Origin of the sequence: Pseudoalteromonas sp. 19-MNA-CIBAN-0066, assembly GCF_040308705.1 — a bacterium.
GTDB lineage: Bacteria > Pseudomonadota > Gammaproteobacteria > Enterobacterales > Alteromonadaceae > Pseudoalteromonas > Pseudoalteromonas nigrifaciens.
The window spans coordinates 26,656-46,567 of sequence record NZ_JBEONZ010000009.1 but is presented as its reverse complement, the minus strand read 5'-3'; the positions used below and the strand labels follow the sequence as shown (position 1 = coordinate 46,567).

16 protein-coding genes and 2 pseudogenes are annotated in these 19,912 nt (G+C 39.0%); 7 read left to right on the top strand and 11 right to left on the bottom strand.

The window, feature by feature from the left end:
• Positions 1-136: 136 nt before the first annotated feature.
• The 5 genes and pseudogenes from AAEZ18_RS19920 to scpC form a co-directional block, all read left to right on the top strand.
• Positions 137-286, top strand: a pseudogene (locus AAEZ18_RS19920) (DUF7830 domain-containing protein); the annotation flags it as partial.
• Positions 287-543: 257 nt separating this feature from the next.
• Positions 544-2,991 (top strand): tellurite resistance TerB family protein, encoded by a 2,448-nt coding sequence (locus tag AAEZ18_RS07675; protein ID WP_350594365.1) that lies wholly within the window; start codon positions 544-546, stop codon positions 2,989-2,991.
• Between the two features lie 2 nt (positions 2,992-2,993).
• Positions 2,994-4,301: an ATP-binding protein gene (locus tag AAEZ18_RS07670; protein ID WP_350594368.1), complete on the top strand. Its 1,308-nt coding sequence runs from the start codon at positions 2,994-2,996 to the stop codon at positions 4,299-4,301.
• Positions 4,298-6,487 carry a DEAD/DEAH box helicase gene (locus AAEZ18_RS07665; RefSeq protein ID WP_350594370.1) on the top strand — a complete coding sequence of 730 codons (2,190 nt, stop codon included), beginning with the start codon at positions 4,298-4,300 and terminating at the stop codon, positions 6,485-6,487. Before AAEZ18_RS07670 ends, AAEZ18_RS07665 begins: the two co-directional genes overlap by 4 nt.
• Positions 6,488-6,859: 372 nt before the next feature.
• Positions 6,860-8,353 (top strand): succinyl-CoA:acetate CoA-transferase ScpC, encoded by a 1,494-nt coding sequence (scpC, locus tag AAEZ18_RS07660; RefSeq protein WP_086999312.1) that lies wholly within the window; start codon positions 6,860-6,862, stop codon positions 8,351-8,353.
• A gap of 228 nt (positions 8,354-8,581) precedes the next feature.
• Here scpC and AAEZ18_RS07655 read toward each other — a convergent pair whose 3' ends face one another.
• The 6 genes and pseudogenes from AAEZ18_RS07655 to AAEZ18_RS07630 form a co-directional block, all read right to left on the bottom strand.
• Positions 8,582-8,986 (bottom strand): DUF6691 family protein, encoded by a 405-nt coding sequence (locus AAEZ18_RS07655; RefSeq protein ID WP_011328659.1) that lies wholly within the window; start codon positions 8,984-8,986, stop codon positions 8,582-8,584.
• A gap of 3 nt (positions 8,987-8,989) precedes the next feature.
• Complete coding sequence (locus AAEZ18_RS07650) at positions 8,990-9,403, bottom strand: YeeE/YedE family protein (RefSeq protein ID WP_309216293.1); 414 nt, start codon at positions 9,401-9,403, stop codon at positions 8,990-8,992.
• 3 nt (positions 9,404-9,406) lie between these two features.
• Complete coding sequence (locus tag AAEZ18_RS07645; protein WP_244181036.1) at positions 9,407-9,946, bottom strand: OmpP1/FadL family transporter; 540 nt, start codon at positions 9,944-9,946, stop codon at positions 9,407-9,409.
• A gap of 26 nt (positions 9,947-9,972) precedes the next feature.
• Positions 9,973-10,269 (bottom strand): hypothetical protein, encoded by a 297-nt coding sequence (locus tag AAEZ18_RS07640; RefSeq protein WP_244181035.1) that lies wholly within the window; start codon positions 10,267-10,269, stop codon positions 9,973-9,975.
• A 124-nt stretch (positions 10,270-10,393) separates the two neighbouring features.
• The gene (locus AAEZ18_RS07635) at positions 10,394-10,645 is read right to left on the bottom strand and encodes a hypothetical protein (protein WP_244181034.1); all 252 of its coding nucleotides are present in this window, start codon (positions 10,643-10,645) and stop codon (positions 10,394-10,396) included.
• A 229-nt stretch (positions 10,646-10,874) separates the two neighbouring features.
• Positions 10,875-11,066, bottom strand: a pseudogene (locus AAEZ18_RS07630) (MFS transporter); the annotation flags it as partial.
• 126 nt (positions 11,067-11,192) lie between these two features.
• Between AAEZ18_RS07630 and AAEZ18_RS07625 the strand changes: the two are divergent.
• On the top strand, positions 11,193-13,385 hold the full coding sequence (locus AAEZ18_RS07625) for an exonuclease domain-containing protein (RefSeq protein WP_350594375.1): 2,193 nt from the start codon (positions 11,193-11,195) through the stop codon (positions 13,383-13,385).
• Here the strand turns inward: AAEZ18_RS07625 and AAEZ18_RS07620 are convergent.
• The 5 genes from AAEZ18_RS07620 to dinG form a co-directional block, all read right to left on the bottom strand.
• Positions 13,374-13,535, bottom strand: coding sequence for a YbaM family protein (locus AAEZ18_RS07620; protein ID WP_086999303.1), 162 nt, complete (start codon positions 13,533-13,535; stop codon positions 13,374-13,376). The genes AAEZ18_RS07625 and AAEZ18_RS07620 overlap by 12 nt on opposite strands.
• Positions 13,525-13,800, bottom strand: a complete 276-nt coding sequence (locus tag AAEZ18_RS07615; protein WP_058373746.1) for a late competence development ComFB family protein — start codon at positions 13,798-13,800, stop codon at positions 13,525-13,527. Before AAEZ18_RS07615 ends, AAEZ18_RS07620 begins: the two co-directional genes overlap by 11 nt.
• Positions 13,801-13,940: 140 nt before the next feature.
• Entirely contained in the window at positions 13,941-14,549 is a 609-nt protein-coding gene (locus AAEZ18_RS07610) for a primosomal replication protein (RefSeq protein WP_086999300.1), read from the bottom strand.
• A 1-nt stretch (position 14,550) separates the two neighbouring features.
• Positions 14,551-15,327, bottom strand: a complete 777-nt coding sequence (locus AAEZ18_RS07605) for a sulfite exporter TauE/SafE family protein (protein ID WP_086999296.1) — start codon at positions 15,325-15,327, stop codon at positions 14,551-14,553.
• 2 nt (positions 15,328-15,329) lie between these two features.
• Positions 15,330-17,405, bottom strand: coding sequence for an ATP-dependent DNA helicase DinG (dinG, locus tag AAEZ18_RS07600; RefSeq protein WP_011328649.1), 2,076 nt, complete (start codon positions 17,403-17,405; stop codon positions 15,330-15,332).
• 59 nt (positions 17,406-17,464) lie between these two features.
• Here dinG and AAEZ18_RS07595 point away from each other — a divergent pair, with 59 nt between their 5' ends.
• Positions 17,465-19,810, top strand: coding sequence for a DNA polymerase II (locus tag AAEZ18_RS07595; protein ID WP_350594379.1), 2,346 nt, complete (start codon positions 17,465-17,467; stop codon positions 19,808-19,810).
• Positions 19,811-19,912: the final 102 nt, after the last annotated feature.

Here is a 19,912-nt window from a genome sequence, read left to right as displayed (position 1 = left end):
AAAGCTATTAAAGCTTGCTTAACCATATTCTGATTTTTAAATTAGCTGTCTTAAGTATGATCATTTAAATGGAATTAAAAGCTTAATTTATGTCTACAGTTTCCAAAGTGTTTTTACCTGATGAGGGAAAAACTACACCTCTAATAAAATTCTATCTTTAGATGAAGCAAAACTATTCAAGCTTAGACGTTTTTTGAGAGAGCCTGAAGGGTTAGGTAGTATTTTATGTATTACATGTTTTGAGCCTTTAATTCTTGCTGGTACTCCACCTGCGGCAACTTTTTAATTATGAACCAAGTTCAGTTTAGCCTTTGAATTCTGTAAGTTTGACATTTTACTACGGGTGATCAAGTTAATCCCGAGTAACAGTTTGAATTGCTATACATAGTAAGCTTTATTAAAGACGGTTTTATTGTTTGCTTAAGAATAATTGAAATTACTTAGCAACAGTACTATACATTTATGAATTTTTTAGTGGTATGTTAGTAGTAGATGGAGTTTTAAATAACAAAATGGTGCCAACCATTTTTAAAGGGATGTTGCATGGAATTCGTTTTTATAATTGCAGTTGTTATATTGATAATTTGGTTAATTACAAGTTCACGCTCAGATTCAAAAAAAACAAAGCCTAGAGTGCTAGGTAACCCGAGTCAAAATATAAAAGAAACTCGTGATGCGGCTGCTTCTAAACATTCTTTATCTAAGCCTTCTTTATCTAGACCTTCGAGTGACGTAACTAGCTCGATGGCTCCTATTACAACTACAAAAGCATCAGTTAGTGTTGAGTTACACGAACAAGCTACTGAATTAACCACAGCAAAGCAGACTAATCCAAAAACTCACACCACTGCTGTTAATAAACCTACGCCAATTATAGAGAGTGCCCATAGTGCAACACATTCTGAGGACGATTTTGCTACATTTAATATTTTTGAGAGCACAGAACCTCAAAATGCAAACATTAAAAGTACAAGAAAAGCCCAATGGCTTGATAAGAAGAAAGAAACTATTATACACAAGCGCAAGCTAAGAGGATTTATTTACTTAGGTGAAAAAATGGAGTCTCTTCGAGGTTATGACTCTGAGCCTGCATTATTAAACCCAATTTTACCCGCATCAACCCCTTTGGGGCATCAGCTAGGTTATTATACAGATGATTCACTTGGTTACTGGCCGAGTTATAACAGGCTTTCTAGACAGTGTAGAGGAGCCTACCTTGACTGGTTAGCAACCGACAGAAGCGCGGCCAATACCCCAGTAGGATTCGTGTTTTTGTACTTTTATGGACTTGAAAGATTTGTTATTGAAAATGGTCAAGTTGATAAAGTTGGAGATGAACAATTTGAAGACATTTTTTATGAAGTACTGCGTTTGCACAAGGTGTTTATTTCAAATCGTTCTTTTGCTGGTTACTCAGCAAACTTTTTGGAATTTATGTATTTACTTAAACCTGAATTATTTAAAAGTAAAAAACATATATTACCGAAGACGCGTCATTCACTACTTTTTAAATTACGTCTTTCAGAGCAAGTTGTTGCCACAGAAAGAGTGAGTGATGAACTAGCACTTGAGTGGATTAAAAATACAGACCAATACAATCTAAAAACAGCAGCTAGACGCTGCGATGTAGAGTTTGATTCACTTTTCAAACTTTACTACAAGCAAAAATTCCCAGAAGGGATGCAAGTAAAAGTAAATAAAACTAAATTAAACGCTGAGTACTTTGCTGCCAGTGGTGGCATCCCTAGCGTTAAAGTTTTACTCGACGGTTTGCCTGACCCGAGCATATTAAAAGCACCTATAAAAAAGCTTATTCCAATAGCAGATATGGTCACTGAGGAACTAGCTAGCTATAGCCGTTATTTAGCTAAGACTAATACAAGCAAAGATGATTTAGCTGCATTAATACTGTTGCCTCGTGCCATCGCTAATAGCCAACCATCACCATTAATCGAAAAGTTTAAAACGTGGGCCCAAACTATCATTTTAGAACATGATGGGGTAACAAATGTAGCTGATTTTTGGTTGCAAACAGACTTACCAGCACCAAAAGCGATAAATAAGAAAGAAGGTGAGCTCATTTATAACTTAGCTAGCTTTGCTGATATTGGTATTGCGCCTGACTTACGTTATCACCATACAAAACCTAAATTAGATGGCAAACTTGTATTATTTTATCCAGGTCATGGGGAAGAGTTCGTCCCTAGCTATGCGTTTAATCAAGTCGGTGTCGCACTGCGCTTAGGTGCTATGGTTGCAAATATAGATGGAATTGTAGATGAGTCAGAAAGTTCAGAGTTAGAAAAGCTAATTGCTCATGATGAAAAATTAACGGATACAGAAAAGCGATCTCTAAAGGCTTATCTTACATGGCGATTAGTTACACCATCAGGTAATACGGGGTTAAAAAATAGACTTAATAATTTAGGTGTAAAAGAAATAGAATTTGTGAAACGGTTTATTCTGTCTATTGCGCTCGCTGATGGCAATGTTGATAACAAAGAAGTAAAGCAAATCGAAAAACTCTACACAAATTTAGGGTTGAATAAAGAGTCTGTTACGAGTGATATTCATCAGCTTACTACAAGTAGTCACCAACCAGCACTAAGTAATCAAAACTCATCAGAATTTAGCTTAGATGAAACAATATTAGCCCTTCATGAAAGCCAAACAACAGAAGCAAAAAATATGTTGGAACAGATCTTTATCTCAGGTGAAGATGAAAGCGATTATATTGAAGTCTCAGAGCTGACAAACGAAGTTGATGGATTAGATCTGGCTCATAGCCAGTTGTTTGAAAAGCTATGTGCTAAAGCGCAATGGGGTCGCGAAGAGGTAGCCCAAATGTGTAGTGAGCTAAAATTAATGGTCGATGGTGCTATAGAAACCATCAATGACTGGTCATTTGATTTAGTGGATGCACCAGTAATCGAAGACGATGGTGATATATACATTGATGAAGAAATAGTCGAAGAGATAAGGGAGTTATAACAATGGCAGCAAAAAAAATTAGAGCAAAAGAGCGCGATGCAATTATACAGTCTCTTAAATCGGGTGTTACCCCAAAAGTCGGCATACAGCATATACAAGTAGGCCGTGGTAATGAACTTAAGGCGCTCATTAAAGATATCGACAGAGTGACAGAGGGCGGCTCTGCTTTTCGGTTAATTATTGGTGAATATGGATCAGGTAAAACATTCTTTTTAAGTGTTGTAAGAGCGATAACATTAGAGCGAAAGCTAGTTACTGTTAATGCGGATTTATCTCCCGACCGTCGTATTCATGCATCATCAGGACAAGCCAGAAACTTGTATTCTGAGTTAATGAGAAACATGTCTACTCGTAATAAGCCTGATGGTAATGCATTGACCAGTGTGGTTGAAAAGTTTATTACCGAAGCACGAAAAGAAGCTGATAATACAAGCAAGGAAATAACCACAGTGATCCACGAAAGGCTCGCGTCACTCTCTGAGCTTGTAGGTGGTTACGACTTTGCAAAAGTTATCGAAGCATACTGGACAGGCCATGAAACAGATAACGAGCAACTTAAAAACAACGCTGTAAAATGGTTAAGAGCAGAATATGCTACAAAAACAGATGCTCGCAAAGATCTTGGTATCAGAAGTATTATTTCAGATGCATCGTTTTATGACTCTCTAAAGCTTATGAGCTTATTTGTAAGGCAAGCTGGCTACGAAGGGTTATTAGTTAACCTCGATGAAATGGTAAATTTATACAAACTCAATAGCACCCAAGCACGATTATCAAATTACGAGCAAATTCTAAGAATACTCAACGACTGCTTACAAGGATCGGCTGAGTACTTAGGGTTTTTACTGGGTGGTACACCTGAGTTTTTACTTGATCCAAGAAAAGGCTTATATAGTTATGAAGCGCTGCAATCTCGCTTAGCTGGCAATACATTTGCAAAACAAGCTGGTGTTATTGATTACTCATCTCCAGCATTACATTTGGCAAGTTTAACGCCAGAAGAGTTATTCATATTACTTAAAAACCTTAGACATGTTTTCGCATCAGGGGATGAATCGTTATATTTAGTGCCTGACGAGTCCCTAAAAGCATTTTTAGTCCATTGCAGTAAAACAATTGGAGACGCTTACTTCAGAACACCAAGAAATACGATCAAAGCGTTTTTAGATATGCTTGCCGTGATTGATCAAAATCCAAACATTTCGTGGGACAGCTTAATAGAAAATGTTAATATAGCACAGGAAAAACCTTCCGATGTAGAGTTAGATATTGAATCTGAAGACGATGAGCTAGCTGACTTTAAATTATGATCAACGCACACGAAAAGCTCGATTTTCGCATTCAGCAGTGGATTTTTAAACAAGGTTGGGATCGACTTAGAGAGATACAATGTTTAGCAATTGATCCTATCCTCTCAGGCAATACTGATGTGCTTATTAGTGCCTCTACTGCCGCAGGTAAAACGGAAGCATTTTTTTTACCTGCAATAAGTAGTATCGCAGATGAAGTAAGCGGTGTGGGCATTTTATATATCAGCCCGCTAAAGGCGTTAATAAACGATCAAGACCGAAGACTCGAAAGCTTGTCAGATTTATTAGGCATACAAGTTACACCTTGGCATGGTGATAGCTCGCAAGGTCGAAAAAATAAGCTGAAACGAAATCCATCCGGCATGGTGTTAATAACGCCTGAGTCCCTAGAGTCATTATTAATAAGAGACAGTGGTTGGGTAAAATCTGCTTTTCAGAATTTAAAGCATATAGTTATAGACGAATTTCACGCATTTATTGGTACTGAGCGTGGCCATCACTTGTTGAGTTTACTGCACCGCTTAGAGCATCTGCTTGGCCGCGTAAACTCGCCAATACCCAGAACGGCTTTAAGTGCCACTTTAGGTGACCTAGAAAGTGTCCCAGCATCTTTAAGACCAAATAAATCACTACCTTGTAAAATAATAAAGCAAACGCAGTCTTCATCATCGTTAAAAATGCAAGTGAAAGGATACATTGAAAGCGCTGTAGTAACAGATGAGACGCTTACTGCGGAGCAAAGAGTATGTAACGATTTATATGGCCTTTGCCGTGGTGGAAACCACCTAGTATTTGCCAACAGCAGAAGCCGCACCGAAAGCATTGCAACTACTCTTGCAGAGATGTGTGAGAGCAACATTGTGCCTAACGAGTTTTTTCCACATCACGGCTCGTTAGCCAAAGAAATGCGAGAAACACTTGAAGCTCGGCTTCAGCAAGATCAAATTCCAACAACAGCAATATGTACTATGACTTTGGAGTTAGGCATTGATATAGGTAAAGTTAACTCTGTTGTGCAAGTTACTGCGCCACATTCTATTGCAAGCTTACGGCAGCGAATGGGTCGTTCAGGCAGGCGTGGTGGCGCTAGTGTTTTGCGAATGCTGATAACAGAGGCCGACCTTACAGAGCAATCAAATATTGCAGATAAACTTCGGCTTGAATTAGTTCAATCGCTGGCGATGATACGGTTACTGGTTGCAAGCAAATGGTACGAACCCGCAGACACTTCGCTTTATCACTTTTCGACATTACTACATCAAGTCTTAGCGCTCATCGCGCAATGGGGTGGTATAAGAGCAGATCAAATCTACGTATTACTGTGCAAAGATGGGCCGTTTCAGCAGGTTAGTATTACCCACTTTAAAGGTTTGCTGTCTCACATGGGAAAAGTAGAGCTTATTACTCAGTTAGGGAGTGGTGAACTTGTTTTAGGCCACATGGGTGAAAAAGTAACAAATCATTATACGTTTTATGCGGTGTTTAAAACCCCTGAAGAATTTAGAATAGTGACTGGTAGTAAAACACTAGGGACATTGCCCATAGACAGCCTAATTTTAGAAGGGCAACATATTATATTTGCTGGCAAGCGTTGGGTTGTTGAGTTGGTTGATGCTGACAAAAAAGTGATTTCAGTACAGCATGCAAAAGGCGGGAAACCACCTAAGTTCGGTGGTACAGGGATGGCTGTACATGATGTAGTAAGGCAAGAGATGCTGACAATATTGAGAGAAGGAGATTACAGAATTCAAGTTGGCGAACAAAAAATTGAGTTTGGTGATGAGGTTGCTCAATCACTTTTCAAAGAAGCGGTTGATTTCTTTCAATCAGCAAACCTTAAAAGCACACACTTTATACAGCATGGTAATACAGTCGTTATTCTGCCTTGGGCCGGAGATAAAGTTGTAAATACACTTGTTGCTGTACTTATCAACAAAGGTTTTGGTGCTGGTGCATTTGCAGGCGTTATAGAAGTTGAAAAAGCCTTTATCGACGATGTTATTGAGGCACTTAAAAGCTTTCAAAATGATGAAACCGTATCAGCAATTGACTTAGCTGAAGCAATTGCAGAAAAAGCCATTGATAAGTTTGATGAGTATTTACCACAAGAGTTACTCACACAAGGGTATGCCGCTAAAGCATTTGATGTCGAGAAGGCAAGGGTATTAGTAAAAAAATTACTCTAAAGAAATCTCGCATCATAAAGCTAGAGGGCGTTCAGAATTCTGTGTCACCTTATACTTCAAGCAACGTTGGGTGTATAAACTAATTACTTATAATTAAGCCAATTTTTAAACTACATTTTATTCAATTTATTTCTCTCTCATTATTCTACTTTTTTCCAATTTTAATCCCATACTTTAAATACTCACTTAAAACTTACGCTATATCAGCATATTAAATTTATATAAATGTTCGTACATTAAAGTAAATTACTACCATCAAGGCACTTTATTCTGTGTTTGCGTAACTTAATTTAGTAAATGCGACCTAAGTCTAGATTGCGAAGTGCGCTGTAATACTTAAAATAACGCCAAATTAAAAAGGGGCTCAGTAGTATGCAGTTAGAACGTATCCGCAATAGCAATCTGCACCAAAAAGTAATGTCAGCAGAACAAGCTAGCCAATTTATTAAAGATGGAATGACAGTAGGCATGAGTGGCTTTACTCGTGCCGGTGAAGCTAAAGCCGTGCCAAGAGCACTGGTTGAGCGTGTTAAAAATAACCCAATGAAAATAAACCTAATGACCGGTGCGTCGTTAGGTAATGATTTAGATAAACTACTTACAGAAGCGGGTGTGCTAGCCCGCCGTATGCCTTTTCAAGTAGATAGTACATTACGTAAAGCGATTAATAACGGCGAAGTAATGTTTATTGACCAGCATTTATCAGAAACCGTTGAGCAGTTGCGTAATCATCAATTAACTATGCCTGATGTGGCGGTTATTGAAGCGGTAGCCATTACTGAAGAAGGCCATATTGTGCCTACTACTTCGGTAGGAAACTCTGCAAGCTTTGCTATTTTTGCTAAAGAAGTGATTATTGAAATAAATATGTTGCACAGCCCTGAACTTGAAGGCTTGCATGACATATATATTCCTTCGTATCGCCCTGTGCGCCAACCAATTCCTTTAACTAAAGTAGATGATCGTATTGGTAGCACGGCTATTCCAATTGATCCTGCTAAAATTGTTGGCATTGTTTTTACTAATCAGAGCGATTCGTTTTCAACAGTTACCGACCCTGACGTAGATACAGCGGCTATTGCCAGCCACTTAGTGAGCTTTTTTAAAGAAGAAGTAGCACAAAAGCGTATGGCAGAAAACCTAGGGCCATTACAAGCAGGTATTGGTAATATTGCTAACGCGGTAATGATGGGATTGTTAGATTCTGATTTTGAAGATTTAACAATGTACTCAGAAGTATTACAAGATTCGACCTTTGATTTAATTGATGCCGGTAAACTTAAATTTGCTTCAGGCAGTTCAATTGTTTTATCAGAGCGTTGTAATGCAAAAGTATTTAATAACCTATCAGAATATAAAGATAAGTTAGTGTTACGTCCGCAAGAAGTGTCGAATCACCCTGAAATAGTACGTCGTTTAGGCATAGTGGCAATTAATACTGCGCTTGAGTTTGATATGTACGGTAACGTAAACTCAACTCACGTTTGTGGTACTCGTATGATGAATGGTATTGGCGGCTCGGGTGACTTTGCACGTAATGCGCATTTAGCGATATTTGTTACTAAGTCGATTGCTAAAGATGGCGCTATTTCGAGTGTAGTACCTATGGTAAGCCACGTTGACCATAACGAACATGACGTTGATATATTAGTAACCGAGCAAGGCTTAGCTGATTTACGCGGCTTAGCGCCACGTGAACGTGCTGTACAAGTTATTAAGCACTGTGTGCACCCAGATTACCGTGACGCCATGCTAGATTACTATGAGCGCGCTTGTAAGCGAGGCGGACACACACCTCATTTACTAGAAGAAGCGTTTAGCTGGCATATTCGCCTTGAAGAGCAAGGCAGTATGAAAAAAGCCTAATAAATGTAATCCCAAATTGCACCAACCCATACAGTTAATCTGTTTTGGGTTTAATTAAACGCTCCTTTTAGGGGCGTTTTTTTAGCGCTACTCTACACAATTAATTAGCCACTTAGTCTTGAGTATTAAAAGGCCTAAATTCGGATAATAAGTGCTGGCTAATTACCTTTAAGTAATCCATTAACACCTGGTATTAATGGATTACTTAAACAGCCTTTAAAATCAAACTTAAGTAAGCTTTTTAGTTAGCCACATACCGCCTAGCACGGCCGCAAAAAACAACAAAAATTCCACTTTAAAAGACACTAATTGAACCAAGCCCGGGCCTGGGCATATGCCACTTAAACCCCAGCCTAAACCAAAGAGTATTGAGCCAGTAATTAAGCGCGCATCAACTTTTTTCAAATCACTTAAGTTAAATGATCCTGAAAGGAGTGGCTTCTCTTTTTTTGCAACCCATAACCACGTAAGCATCATTATTAGCATGGCAACAGCCATCACTATAATTAAACTTGCGTCCCATTGGTTCCCGTAGGTAAGAAAGTTAATTACTTTAGCGGGGTTTGTCATACCGCTAATAATAAGCCCTAAGCCAAATATAAAGCCTATAACAACCATCATAATTGCTTTCATTATTTATCCTACCAGGTTTGCTGTAATAATGGCGACGAGCATAAATGTACACGTTGCAACCCAAGAGCGGGTAGAAAAACGCGACATGCCGCACACGCCATGGCCACTTGTACATCCATTAGCTAAAGTTGTACCTACGCCAACTAAAAGCCCCGCAACAATAATAAGCCAAGGCGACAACTGTAATTCGCCTTCTAATAAAGAAGGCGCAAATACTCTTACAGCTACACCTGCTAACAACAACCCTAAAATAAAGTATAACTGCCAACGAGAGCCCGAATTTGCTTTAGCAAATACAGACTTAACAATGCCCGAGATGCCTGCAATTTTTCCGTATAAAACCAGTAATAACGTACACGCTATACCTATTAATGCACCGCCTATTGCAGCCGACACTGGGGTGAATTCTGTTACCATTTTTTAAATTTCCCAAACAATAGAAACACCTAAACCGGTTTGTTTCATTTCGATTGATACTTGCTGATTCGGCGCTAAGTAGTTAGCACCTGTTACTTTTTTTGCTGGCGAATAAAAAGCCATAGCGTTTAATTGTACCTTGTTGGTAAAAGAATGGCTAAAGCCCGTTGTAAAATGCCACTCTTGAACGCCTGGCGCTAAAATATTTAATATAACTTGGGACGAAGGAATAGGTTGCTCGGTGTAAGACACCCCAAAGCGAATCTTTTGTTGCGGTGTACGCTGCCACTGATAACCAAGCTTATAAATAGTCATATCGTTCCAGCCAAATCCAGCGCCGGCGTTAGCTCCTAAAGGCGCTGACATTAAGTTATTGATTGGATTTGCAATACTTTTTACTTCGCTGTAATTGATTTTTTGCCAATCAAATACCACCTGATTACTGGGTGTAAGCTTATAAGCTGCACCAAGTTGAAACGAACTTGGCAGATCAAATCCGCCTTGCTCTGCAAACAAACCTTTATAGCTATCAAACTCTTCCATCGACACTGCTGAGCGGTAACTTGCGCCTAAACTAAGCGATGAGTTAATTGCATGGCTTTACCTAATTGAACACCAAACCCTGTACTTGTATCTGTGCCATTATTAGTAAGCGCTTCTGGTGATTGCGAAAAAGGAGCAAAGTTTTCAAGCCCTTGTGCTTCAAACTGTTGCACCACGTAAATGGGGGATACACCAAGGCGTGTTTGTTCATTCAACTTATAGCTTAAGGTTGGGCTAATAAAGAGTTGCTTTAAATCAACGCCTGCCATACCAGCGTAAAAGGTGCCTTCAGGAGCGGACTCTGCGCTGTACTCGGTATTCATACCGCCGTAATATTTACTTTTTCATTTAATTGATGACCAATAGCAAATTCTGGAATTGCAAACACGGTGTTGTCGCTTTTTTGTGTTTTTGCTGCAAGATAAAATGCGCCAGGGTAAAAAGTATCTACTTTTGATGCAGTGTATTTTCGCCCAGGAGAAAAAGCTCTAAGCCCAGAGATAGCTGTGTTCCGTTTGGTAAAAAGGTTGCTGGATTATTAGCGCCAGACATTAGCTCTTCTGACAGCGCTACACCTGCGCCAGCCATACCTTTGTGGGTCATGCCGTAGCCGTGAGTAAAATAACCATTCGTAGCAAATGTACTAAATGAGCCCAACGCGCACGTTAAAGCTAAGCCTGATATTAACTGTTTTTTCATTTTGGTAGACACATAAAGTTGCAATTGGCGGACAATAGCTAACTTTTGATATTCTAAAAAGGAATTTAAATAGATTACTTATAATAAAAGGCAATAGAACAATGACCATAAAGTTAAAATAAATGAGCATAGATTGCTATTTAACCTTTAGGTTATTTAAATCGCCATTATTAAATGGCGCTATTGTATGTAAAGGCAAAGCGGCGACTAATATCACCGCTTTTAAAAATCACATAGATTCGAGCGTTTTACCGCGCGTTTCTTTAATGTATTTAACAACAAAAAACAGGCTTATAAGTGCCGATAACGCATAAAATCCGTAAGCACCGGCAAGGCCTATATTGGCAAGCATAATAGGGAAGGTCATAGTAATTGCAAAGTTAGCAATCCACTGCGCACTGGCGTCCACAGCAAGGGCTGCAGCATCATAATTAGCGTAAGAAATAATATTATTAGCACTATTAATGGTGCTAAATCTAATCCTAATTAACGCCTGATAACTCAAAGCATTACTGGTTACAACTTTAAGATTGAATAATAAGCATAAATGCTAGATACTGTTTTTATATACAGCCATGGCAATGTTATGAAAAAAGAATTACCAGCAAAATACTATTTAGCGCATTTTAGAGAGCTTATTGAGTTTGTAACAAGTAAATGTATGCACTTACTTGAGCCCAAGCACAGCGAATTTATTAATAAAATTAATCAGCTTGATGAGCAAAGCCAGTGTATGTTGGCGCGCGTGTATTCGCGCAAACCCTATTTAGTACAAGCGCAGTCCCTCACTTATGAAGAAATAATCTCGCCGCATCAGGCTATTTATACGCTAAAAAAAGCAGGTATTTTATTTGAGCCGAACGAGCAGCATTATTCACAGCTTTTGGCGCACTTAACCAAACCTGCTTTACTAGAGTTACTAAGTAATTACGACGAACAAATAAGCTATAAAAAGAGCGCCGCTAAAGGCGCGCTGGTGAATAGTGCCCGTGAGTTTTTTAAAAGCTGCCCGCACGAGCTTGCACCGCTTTATAGCCAGTATGTAATTAATAATCGCAGCGATTATTATGAGTATTTTGAGTTTTTATTTGCAGGTAAACTAAGCAGTGGTGATGTGAATCATCAAAACCGTTTTGTAATGCGAGACTTAGGTTTAACCGCTACGCGTGAAGGGCATAGCGAGAGCTTATCGCGCTTTGAAACGAAGGCCGAGGGGCAATCAAACTATTTATTAAACCGTTACCGATTAGCATTTAAAAATATAACTGATGAGAACGATTACGTTGCTTTAGCGCCGCAGGTTCTAGTGCAAGCTGCGTATGGTGCAATAGCTGTTGCGCTTAAAAATAAGTTATTAGTACAGCTTTTTAAACAGTTAAAAAACACCAATAGCGAACTTGCTTTTAGTTTACTTGAAGGGTGTGTTGATGATAGCGAAGCACACGAAATTCAAATAAGAGAGCAATACAGGCTTGGTAATAAACAGTGGGTAAAAGCACGCTTAGAAGCCATTATTGAAAATCCGCTAACGGATGATTTACTGTATTTTGCTGACGACTTTTTAATGCGTAAATTTAATAAGCAAACGCGTTCGCGTTTAAGCACTATGCTTGCTGACACTCAGTGCGTACTCGAAATTGACGAATTATACCGAGGTGAAGTAGAGCAAGGCGTAAACGATTATTACACTGGCCAAGGTATGCAGGTATTTAATACCGAAAACACATTGTGGCAAAGTTTGTTTGGTTTAGTATTTTGGCACGAATTATTTATTGATACCCCTTATCCGCCATGCAATGAGTTTGATATTTATCCGCAAGTATTAAGGCTTGGTAATTTTTATGCAGCGCAACCAGCACAAATAAATGAGCGCTTAGCACAATGCCAAACACCTCAGGCATTACTTAAATTAGTATGTAAAAATGCAGCGCAATACTTTGATCAACCTAACGGTTTATTTAAATGGCATAACGAGTTATTACAACCACTAGAAGCGCTGATTTTAAATAGCCCAATTGAGGCGTTAATTACTCACTTAACTAATATGAGTAAACATTATTTACAGCTAAAAGACGGCTACCCCGACTTAATGGTTATCCATAACGGCAAAGTACATTTTGAAGAAGTAAAAGCCCCAGGCGACAAGCTAAGGCGCAACCAATTAACGACTATAGATAACTTAAAGAGCAGTGGTTTTGAGGTACATATAGCCGTTGTTAAATGGTTTATAGATCCCAACCGCATTTACAGCGTAGTTGATTTAGAAACGACAGGCGCATTAAAAGGCGGTAACAAAATAACCGAAATTGGCTTAGTTAAAGTACAGCATGGCAAAGTAATCGATACATGGACTACTTTAGTTAACCCACAGCGACATATACCAGGGTTTATCACGTCGTTAACCGGTATTAGCGATAGCATGGTAAGTAATGCGCCAGTATTTGCAGATATAGTAAAACCTTTAATGGCTAAATTAGCGGGAAGCATTTTTGTTGCGCACAATGTTAACTTTGACTACGGGTTTATTAAAAAAGAATGCGAAATGGCAAAGGTGCCTTTTAAAATGCCCAAGTTGTGCACTGTGGTGGAATCGCGTAAAGCCTTTGCGGGCTTAAAGTCGTACTCGTTGGGTAATTTGTCAAAGCACTTTAATTTAAACTTAACCAGCCATCACCGAGCGCTTGCCGATGCAACCGCCACAGCGCAGTTGTTACTGTTAATTCAAAAATCACAAAGCTAGCTTATTACTCTGCTTTTTTTCGAAGTCGCTTTTTACTATTTCGAGTGCTTTAAGTACTTCATCAGGAGCAACGTCGTGTTGCTCTAGTAGCATAATTAAATCGACTGCGAGTTTTATATGGGTTGGTGCTTGTTGTAGATTATTGCTCATGCTGAGGTTTCTTTTTTGCAATTTGGCTAATTGCTACATCAATGGCTGTTTGCACCCGCTGTTGCATATGCATACGCTCTGTTTGTGATAAATAATAGGCCATATCTACGTCGGAGCGAATATAGCGAGAAGGCAGTTGATTTAAAACAGTACAGCAAAAATCGGCCATTACATCATCAGTATATTGTTCATTAAGTTTGCGATTAATTATTTCTTCTAAAACAAATTTTTCATAAAAGTTATGTATATCTTCATGTAATTGCATATTCCACTCGCTCGTTTTTAATCCATTTAATTGAGTTTATACCAAGGTGCAGTATAAATCGAGGGTGTAGTTTTACAGCTATTTATTAACGGTTAATTAGTTAGTGGCTTGATTGGTATTGTAAAACATACTTAAAGTGTTTAGCGAAGTTGTTGTTTTTCTACACGTTGTATTTTTTCTTCGGTGGCGGAAATCGCTTTTCTACAGCGCCCTAAGCGTGCATGCGTTGTTAATATTTCCATATTTAGCTTTTGTGCTTTAGCCGGGGTTGCTTTATCCATTTGCATTTTACGCTCTTCAATCATTAACAATAATCGGCGTTCAAACTCGTGATTTTGTTTAAGTTCGTCATAAAGCTCATGAGATGATTGTATTACTTGTTGCACTGCTTGTTTATAAACGGCTTGTTTGGGGCGTGGTTTATAGTGACTTTTATTTTCTTTTATCCAAATAGGGGTTGATTTAATAACATTAAAAACAGCTTGTACTTGTGTTGCTATACGCTCAAGTGCATAGGTGTATGCATGGCGATGCTCACTTGGTGGTAAAGACGATACTTCGTCTTCTATTTCGGTTACATAGTCGGCTAGGTTCATACTTTTAGTACTAAAAACAGCACGGTCAAATAAGCTTGGTTGCGCTTGCATATAACGGTTTTTAGAAAACAGTTTGGCTTTATCAAATTGCTCGGCTTGCTGCTTTAAGGTTGCAACTTGTTGGCGTAGTTTATCAAAAGCGGGTGAGTGCATATTAAAAGTAAGCCTCGTAAATAAGTTTTAGTGCTAATAATATAACCATAGTATTAAATACTGGACGAATAAACTTACTGCCAAAGCGTATTGCTGAATGCGCGCCAAACCATGCGCCTAGCATGATAAAAAAGCCCATAGTAATACCCAGTAAAAAATTAACATGGCCTAGTGCTACAAAAGTAATAAGTGAAATAAAGTTAGACACAAAGTTCATTGAACGCGATAAACCACAATTTAGCAGTAGGTTCATTTTATATAGCATGCCGTTTGAGGCGGTCCAAAAGGTGCCTGTACCTGGTCCTGCTAAGCCATCAAAAAAACCTAAGCTTAAACCTTGCAGCCACTGCTTTATTTTCATTGTTTGCGTAAGCTTAGGTAGCTCACTTTCCTCTGTGGTGCTTAAACTACCAAACAAGCTATAGCAGGCTACAACAATTATAATTATAGGTAATAATTTATTTAAGAAGTCGATACTTAAATGATCAACTATTAAAGTGCCTATTAATGCGCCAATGGCGGTGGCAAAAATAGAGGCTAGCCAAAACTTAGGATTAAATAAGTCTTTTTTATAATAAGTATAACTTGCAGTTAAAGAGCCAAAGCTTGCGGCTAATTTATTTGTGCCAAGCGTTAAATGCGGTGGTAAGCCTGCTGTTAATAAAGCAGGAACCGTTAACATACCACCACCACCGGCGATGGCGTCAATAAAACCTGCGGCAAGTGCAACGGCACATAAAATAGCCCAGGTTGTTGGATCGAGTGCAAGTTCAAACATTATTAATAATCTATCTGTCTTTTAAAAGGAGGTAAGGTGTCGAGCATTGCTTTGCCGTATCGCTTAGTGATCAAGCGCCTATCGAGAATAGTAATACAGCCAGCATCGCTTTCTTTACGCAGCAGTCTACCACAGCTTTGTACCAATTTCTTTGCCGCATCGGGAACGGTTATTGATAAAAAAGGATTGCCGCCTTTACTTTGTACAAACTCGGCTTGCGCTTCTTCAATTGGCGAGGTGGGTACGGCAAAAGGAATTTTTGTAATTATTAGGTTTTCTAGGTATTTACCTGGTAAATCAAGGCCTTCTGATAAGCTTTGAGTGCCAAATAAAATGCTACCTTTGCCTTCATCAATATTTTTAGTATGTAATTTAAGCATTGCTTCACGCGACATTTCGCCTTGTACTAATAAGTTAAAACCTTTTGTTCTAAGAAACTTTGATACATGGTCCATTTGCCAGTAAGAAGCAAACAATACTAGGTTGGCTTTTTTGGTATCTAAATACTCAGGCAGAGTATTGGCTAAGTGATCGCTAAACGCTTTATCGGTTGGTTCAATTTTAGAGACCGGAATACGCAAAGTGGCTTGATTAGGATAATCAAAAGGCGAGGGCACTTTAATAAACTTAACGCCTTCTTCTTTGGCAAGGCCTGTTTCGTAAGCAAAATGATCAAACGAGCCTAAAGCACTTAATGTAGCCGAGCATAAAACCGCGCCCGCGCACTCGCTCCATAGCTTGTCTTTTAAGTAGTAACCTACTTCAATAGGGCAGTCGCTTAATAAATGGTCATGGTGGTTTTTATATTCAAGGCGCTTTATCCACCTAGCATGGGGTGTGCCTTCGCCTTTATTTGCATAGCTAAACCACAGCTTATTTAATTGCTCTAAACGATTTATGTATTGTCCGCTCTCGCCTAAAATAGGGTCGGCTACGTAGGGTTTTATATCGCCGTCGCTTACATCTTGAGTTAGCGTGTCGTGCATTTTACTTAAGCAGCGCAGTGCATCTTGCGTGGCTTCGCTAATATCTTTGGCTTTACTGTGTAATGACTGTGGAATTTCGCCATTTTCGAATCTGTAAGTATCATCTTTTGAATATTCAAAATCAGCATTATCGAGAATGTCGCGTACTACTTTTAAATCTTTGTTGGCGTCGTTAATGCTATCGCAAAGCTTAAAGTTTTGCCCTATCGCCTTTTGACCCACTATTACTTTAGCCATTTTTCCGCTAAATTTAGTGAGCTTATCGAGCCACTCTATGGTGCCTTTTATTGTCGCTGCCGCAGATGAAAAGTCGCGAGTAATATGCGCTAAATGGTGCGCTTCATCAATTACATAAATAGTGTTGTCGGGTTCGGGTAAAATTTTACCCCCGCCTAAGTCCAAATCTGCAAGTAATAAAGAGTGGTTTATCACCAGTACATCCATTTGCATTAATTGCTGGCGAGCAAGCTGAAACGGGCAGGTTTGATGCGCTTTCATTTGGCGCTGGCACGAATGTTTATCGCAGGCTATTAATCCCCATACTTTATCGGGAACCGTGTCGGCCCAGCTGTCTCTGTCGCCTTGCCATTTTTTAGTTGTATAAGCGGTGTAAAGCTCATTTAAACATTTGGTTTCCATTACGCTTAAAGGGGAGCTAAGCGTAGGCATAAACTCCATTTGTGTTTGGCTATCACCGTTAACCGCATTGTGTAGTTTATGAGCGCAAATGTATCGCTGCCGACCTTTAACTAAATCAAACTTAAAACTAAGCCCTGAATGCTTTTTAAAAAAAGGCAATTCTTTGGCTATTAACTGCTCCTGCAGCGCAACTGTGGCGGTTGAAATAACCAATTTCTTTTTTTGTGCTAGCGCTAGTGGCAGAGCGCCTAAACAATACGCCAGAGACTTGCCTGTGCCTGTACCTGCTTCTATAACGCAAATACGTTGTTTTTTGTGATATTCCCCCGCTAGCGTTTTTGCTATTTCGGCAACTAAGTAATTTTGGCTGCTACGCGGGCGGTAATCACTTAGGTTATTAGCCACATGCTGATGTACTTGCCTAATAGTTTTTTTTAATGAGCTCGATAGCATGTGATGATTACCTAAAGTATGTATATAATTACAGTGTATATATTAAGTGGGATCGGACATTGACACAAGCAATCTATCAGGGCTTTATTTTATCAAGGCAACAATACTCGTCTAAAAACAGGCAGGGCCTCACTTTGTGTTATTGGTTAAGCTCTGAGTATGGGCCTATAAAGGTGGTTGTTGAAAACCAGCAAGCCGTATTTTTTATTGCGCAACAACAACTCCCTCTTGCACAAACGTTATTAGCCAAAGCCAAAATAAAGGTAAGTTTTAAAGCGGTTAATATGCGCCACTTTAGTGGTGTTGACTGCACAGCTTGCTATTTTGACGACAGTAATAGCCTTTATAAAGCGAGAGCCCAGCTTGAGCAGCAAATAAATATATACGAAGGCGATATTCGCCACAGTGACCGGTTTTTAATGGAGCGCTTTATTAAAGGAGGAGTGTGGGTAACTGGAAAGGCGCTACAAAAAAATGGCTTTATCGAAATTACTCAAGCAAAACTAAAAGCTAATCCAGATTATACGCCACAGCTTGCGTCGCTTTCATTAGATATAGAATGTAACGGGGAGGGGGTGTTATTTTCGGTTGGATTAGTTGGCAATGGCCTAGATTGTGTATTAATGATTGGCGAGCCACAGCCTCACAGTAACGCATTTAATATTGACTGGTGCGTTGATGAAATAAATCTACTGCAAAAATTACAGTGCTACATTACTAGTAACGATCCGGATGTGATTGTAGGTTGGAATGTAATTGAATTTGATTTTAGCGTACTTAACGCGCGCGCAGAAGCATTAGGACTGGTGCTAAATTTAGGCAGAGATCAACAACCTTTAACAATTAGAACGGGTCATTACACCCGGCTTACTTTACCTGGGCGCAGCGTAATAGATGGTATAGATACACTAAAAAATGCCACTTATCATTTTGATAGTTATTCGTTAGCTAATATTTCTCATAAAGTGCTGGGCGAGTCTAAGTTAATTCAAGCAGATAATCGCCTTAGCGAAATTATTCGTCAATTTAATCACGACAAGCTCGCACTTGCCGCTTATAACCGCCAAGACTGTATATTAGTAAATAGAATTTTTGTTAAGTTAAAGCTATTTGAATTTGCCATAGTAAGAACGCAACTTACGGGGCTTGAACTAGAGCGTATGGGCGGCTCGGTAGCTGCATTTACCAACCTATATTTACCCTTATTACATCGCAGTGGCTATGTTGCACCTAATTTAGGCGATCATGGCTTATCGTTCGAAAGCCCTGGCGGTTATGTAATGGAGTCGACTCCTGGTTTATATGAAAATGTATTAGTGCTCGACTTTAAAAGCTTGTACCCGTCAATTATGCGCACTTTTTGTATTGATCCATTAGGCCTTATAGAAGGACTAAACTCTCCCGAAAGCGCGGTAGCAGGGTTTAACGACGCACTATTTTCACGCGAGCTGCATCACCTACCCAAATTAATTAAGCACTTAACCCGTACTCGCCAAAAAGCCAAAGACACCAACCAGCCAATGCTTTCTCAGGCAATAAAAATAATAATGAACAGCTTGTATGGCGTATTAGGCTCTAAAGGTTGCCGGTTTTACGATCCAAGGCTCTCAAGTTCAATTACACTGAGGGGACACGAAATCATGCAAACCACCCGAAAATGGATTGAAGAGCTGGGTTATGAGGTTATTTATGGCGACACAGATTCAATATTTGTAAAAGTAAATGAGCGCTTAAATGCTACAGATTGCAATGAAATAGGCAATGATGTGATGCAAATTATTAACAAACGCTGGTCTGATAGCATTAAAACTCGCTTTTTGTTGACCAGTTATTTAGAAATAGAGTTTGAAACCCATTACAGCCCGTTTTTTATGCCTACCATAAGAGGAAAAAAAATAGGCTCAAAAAAACGTTACGTTGGCCAAATTGATAAAAACAACGCCAAGCAGCTCATTTTTAAAGGAATGGAAACCGTGCGCAGCGATTGGACCCAGTTTGCTCAAGAGTTTCAAACTGAACTTTTTAAAACATTATTTGATCAACAATTTAAAATAGAGCAATTAAACGATATTATAAAAAGCTACACTAAAAAACTATACGCAGGGGAGTTTGATAAAAAACTTATATACCGTAAACGTTTAGGCCAAAATTTAAGTGACTATGTAAAAAATATTCCCCCGCATGTGCAAGCAGTAAAAAAATATAAAGCGAATAACCCCGACTTTGATGTAAAGCGCGGCCAAATAATAGAATATGTTTATGCTATTAATGGCGCTGAAATTTACAATGCAAATAACACCCTCAATTACCCTCTTTATATACAGCGGCAGCTAGAACCTGTTGCCGATATGATTCTAAGCGCACTTGGCGTACAGCCAAACTCAACCCAAAGCACCTTGTTTTAAGCTTAATAATCAGTAAAAAATCAAAGTGTGAAACTGATTAAATAAACTGTTTACAAAAATTCACATGCCGAAAGTTAACAAGTATGATTTCAATTAAACTAC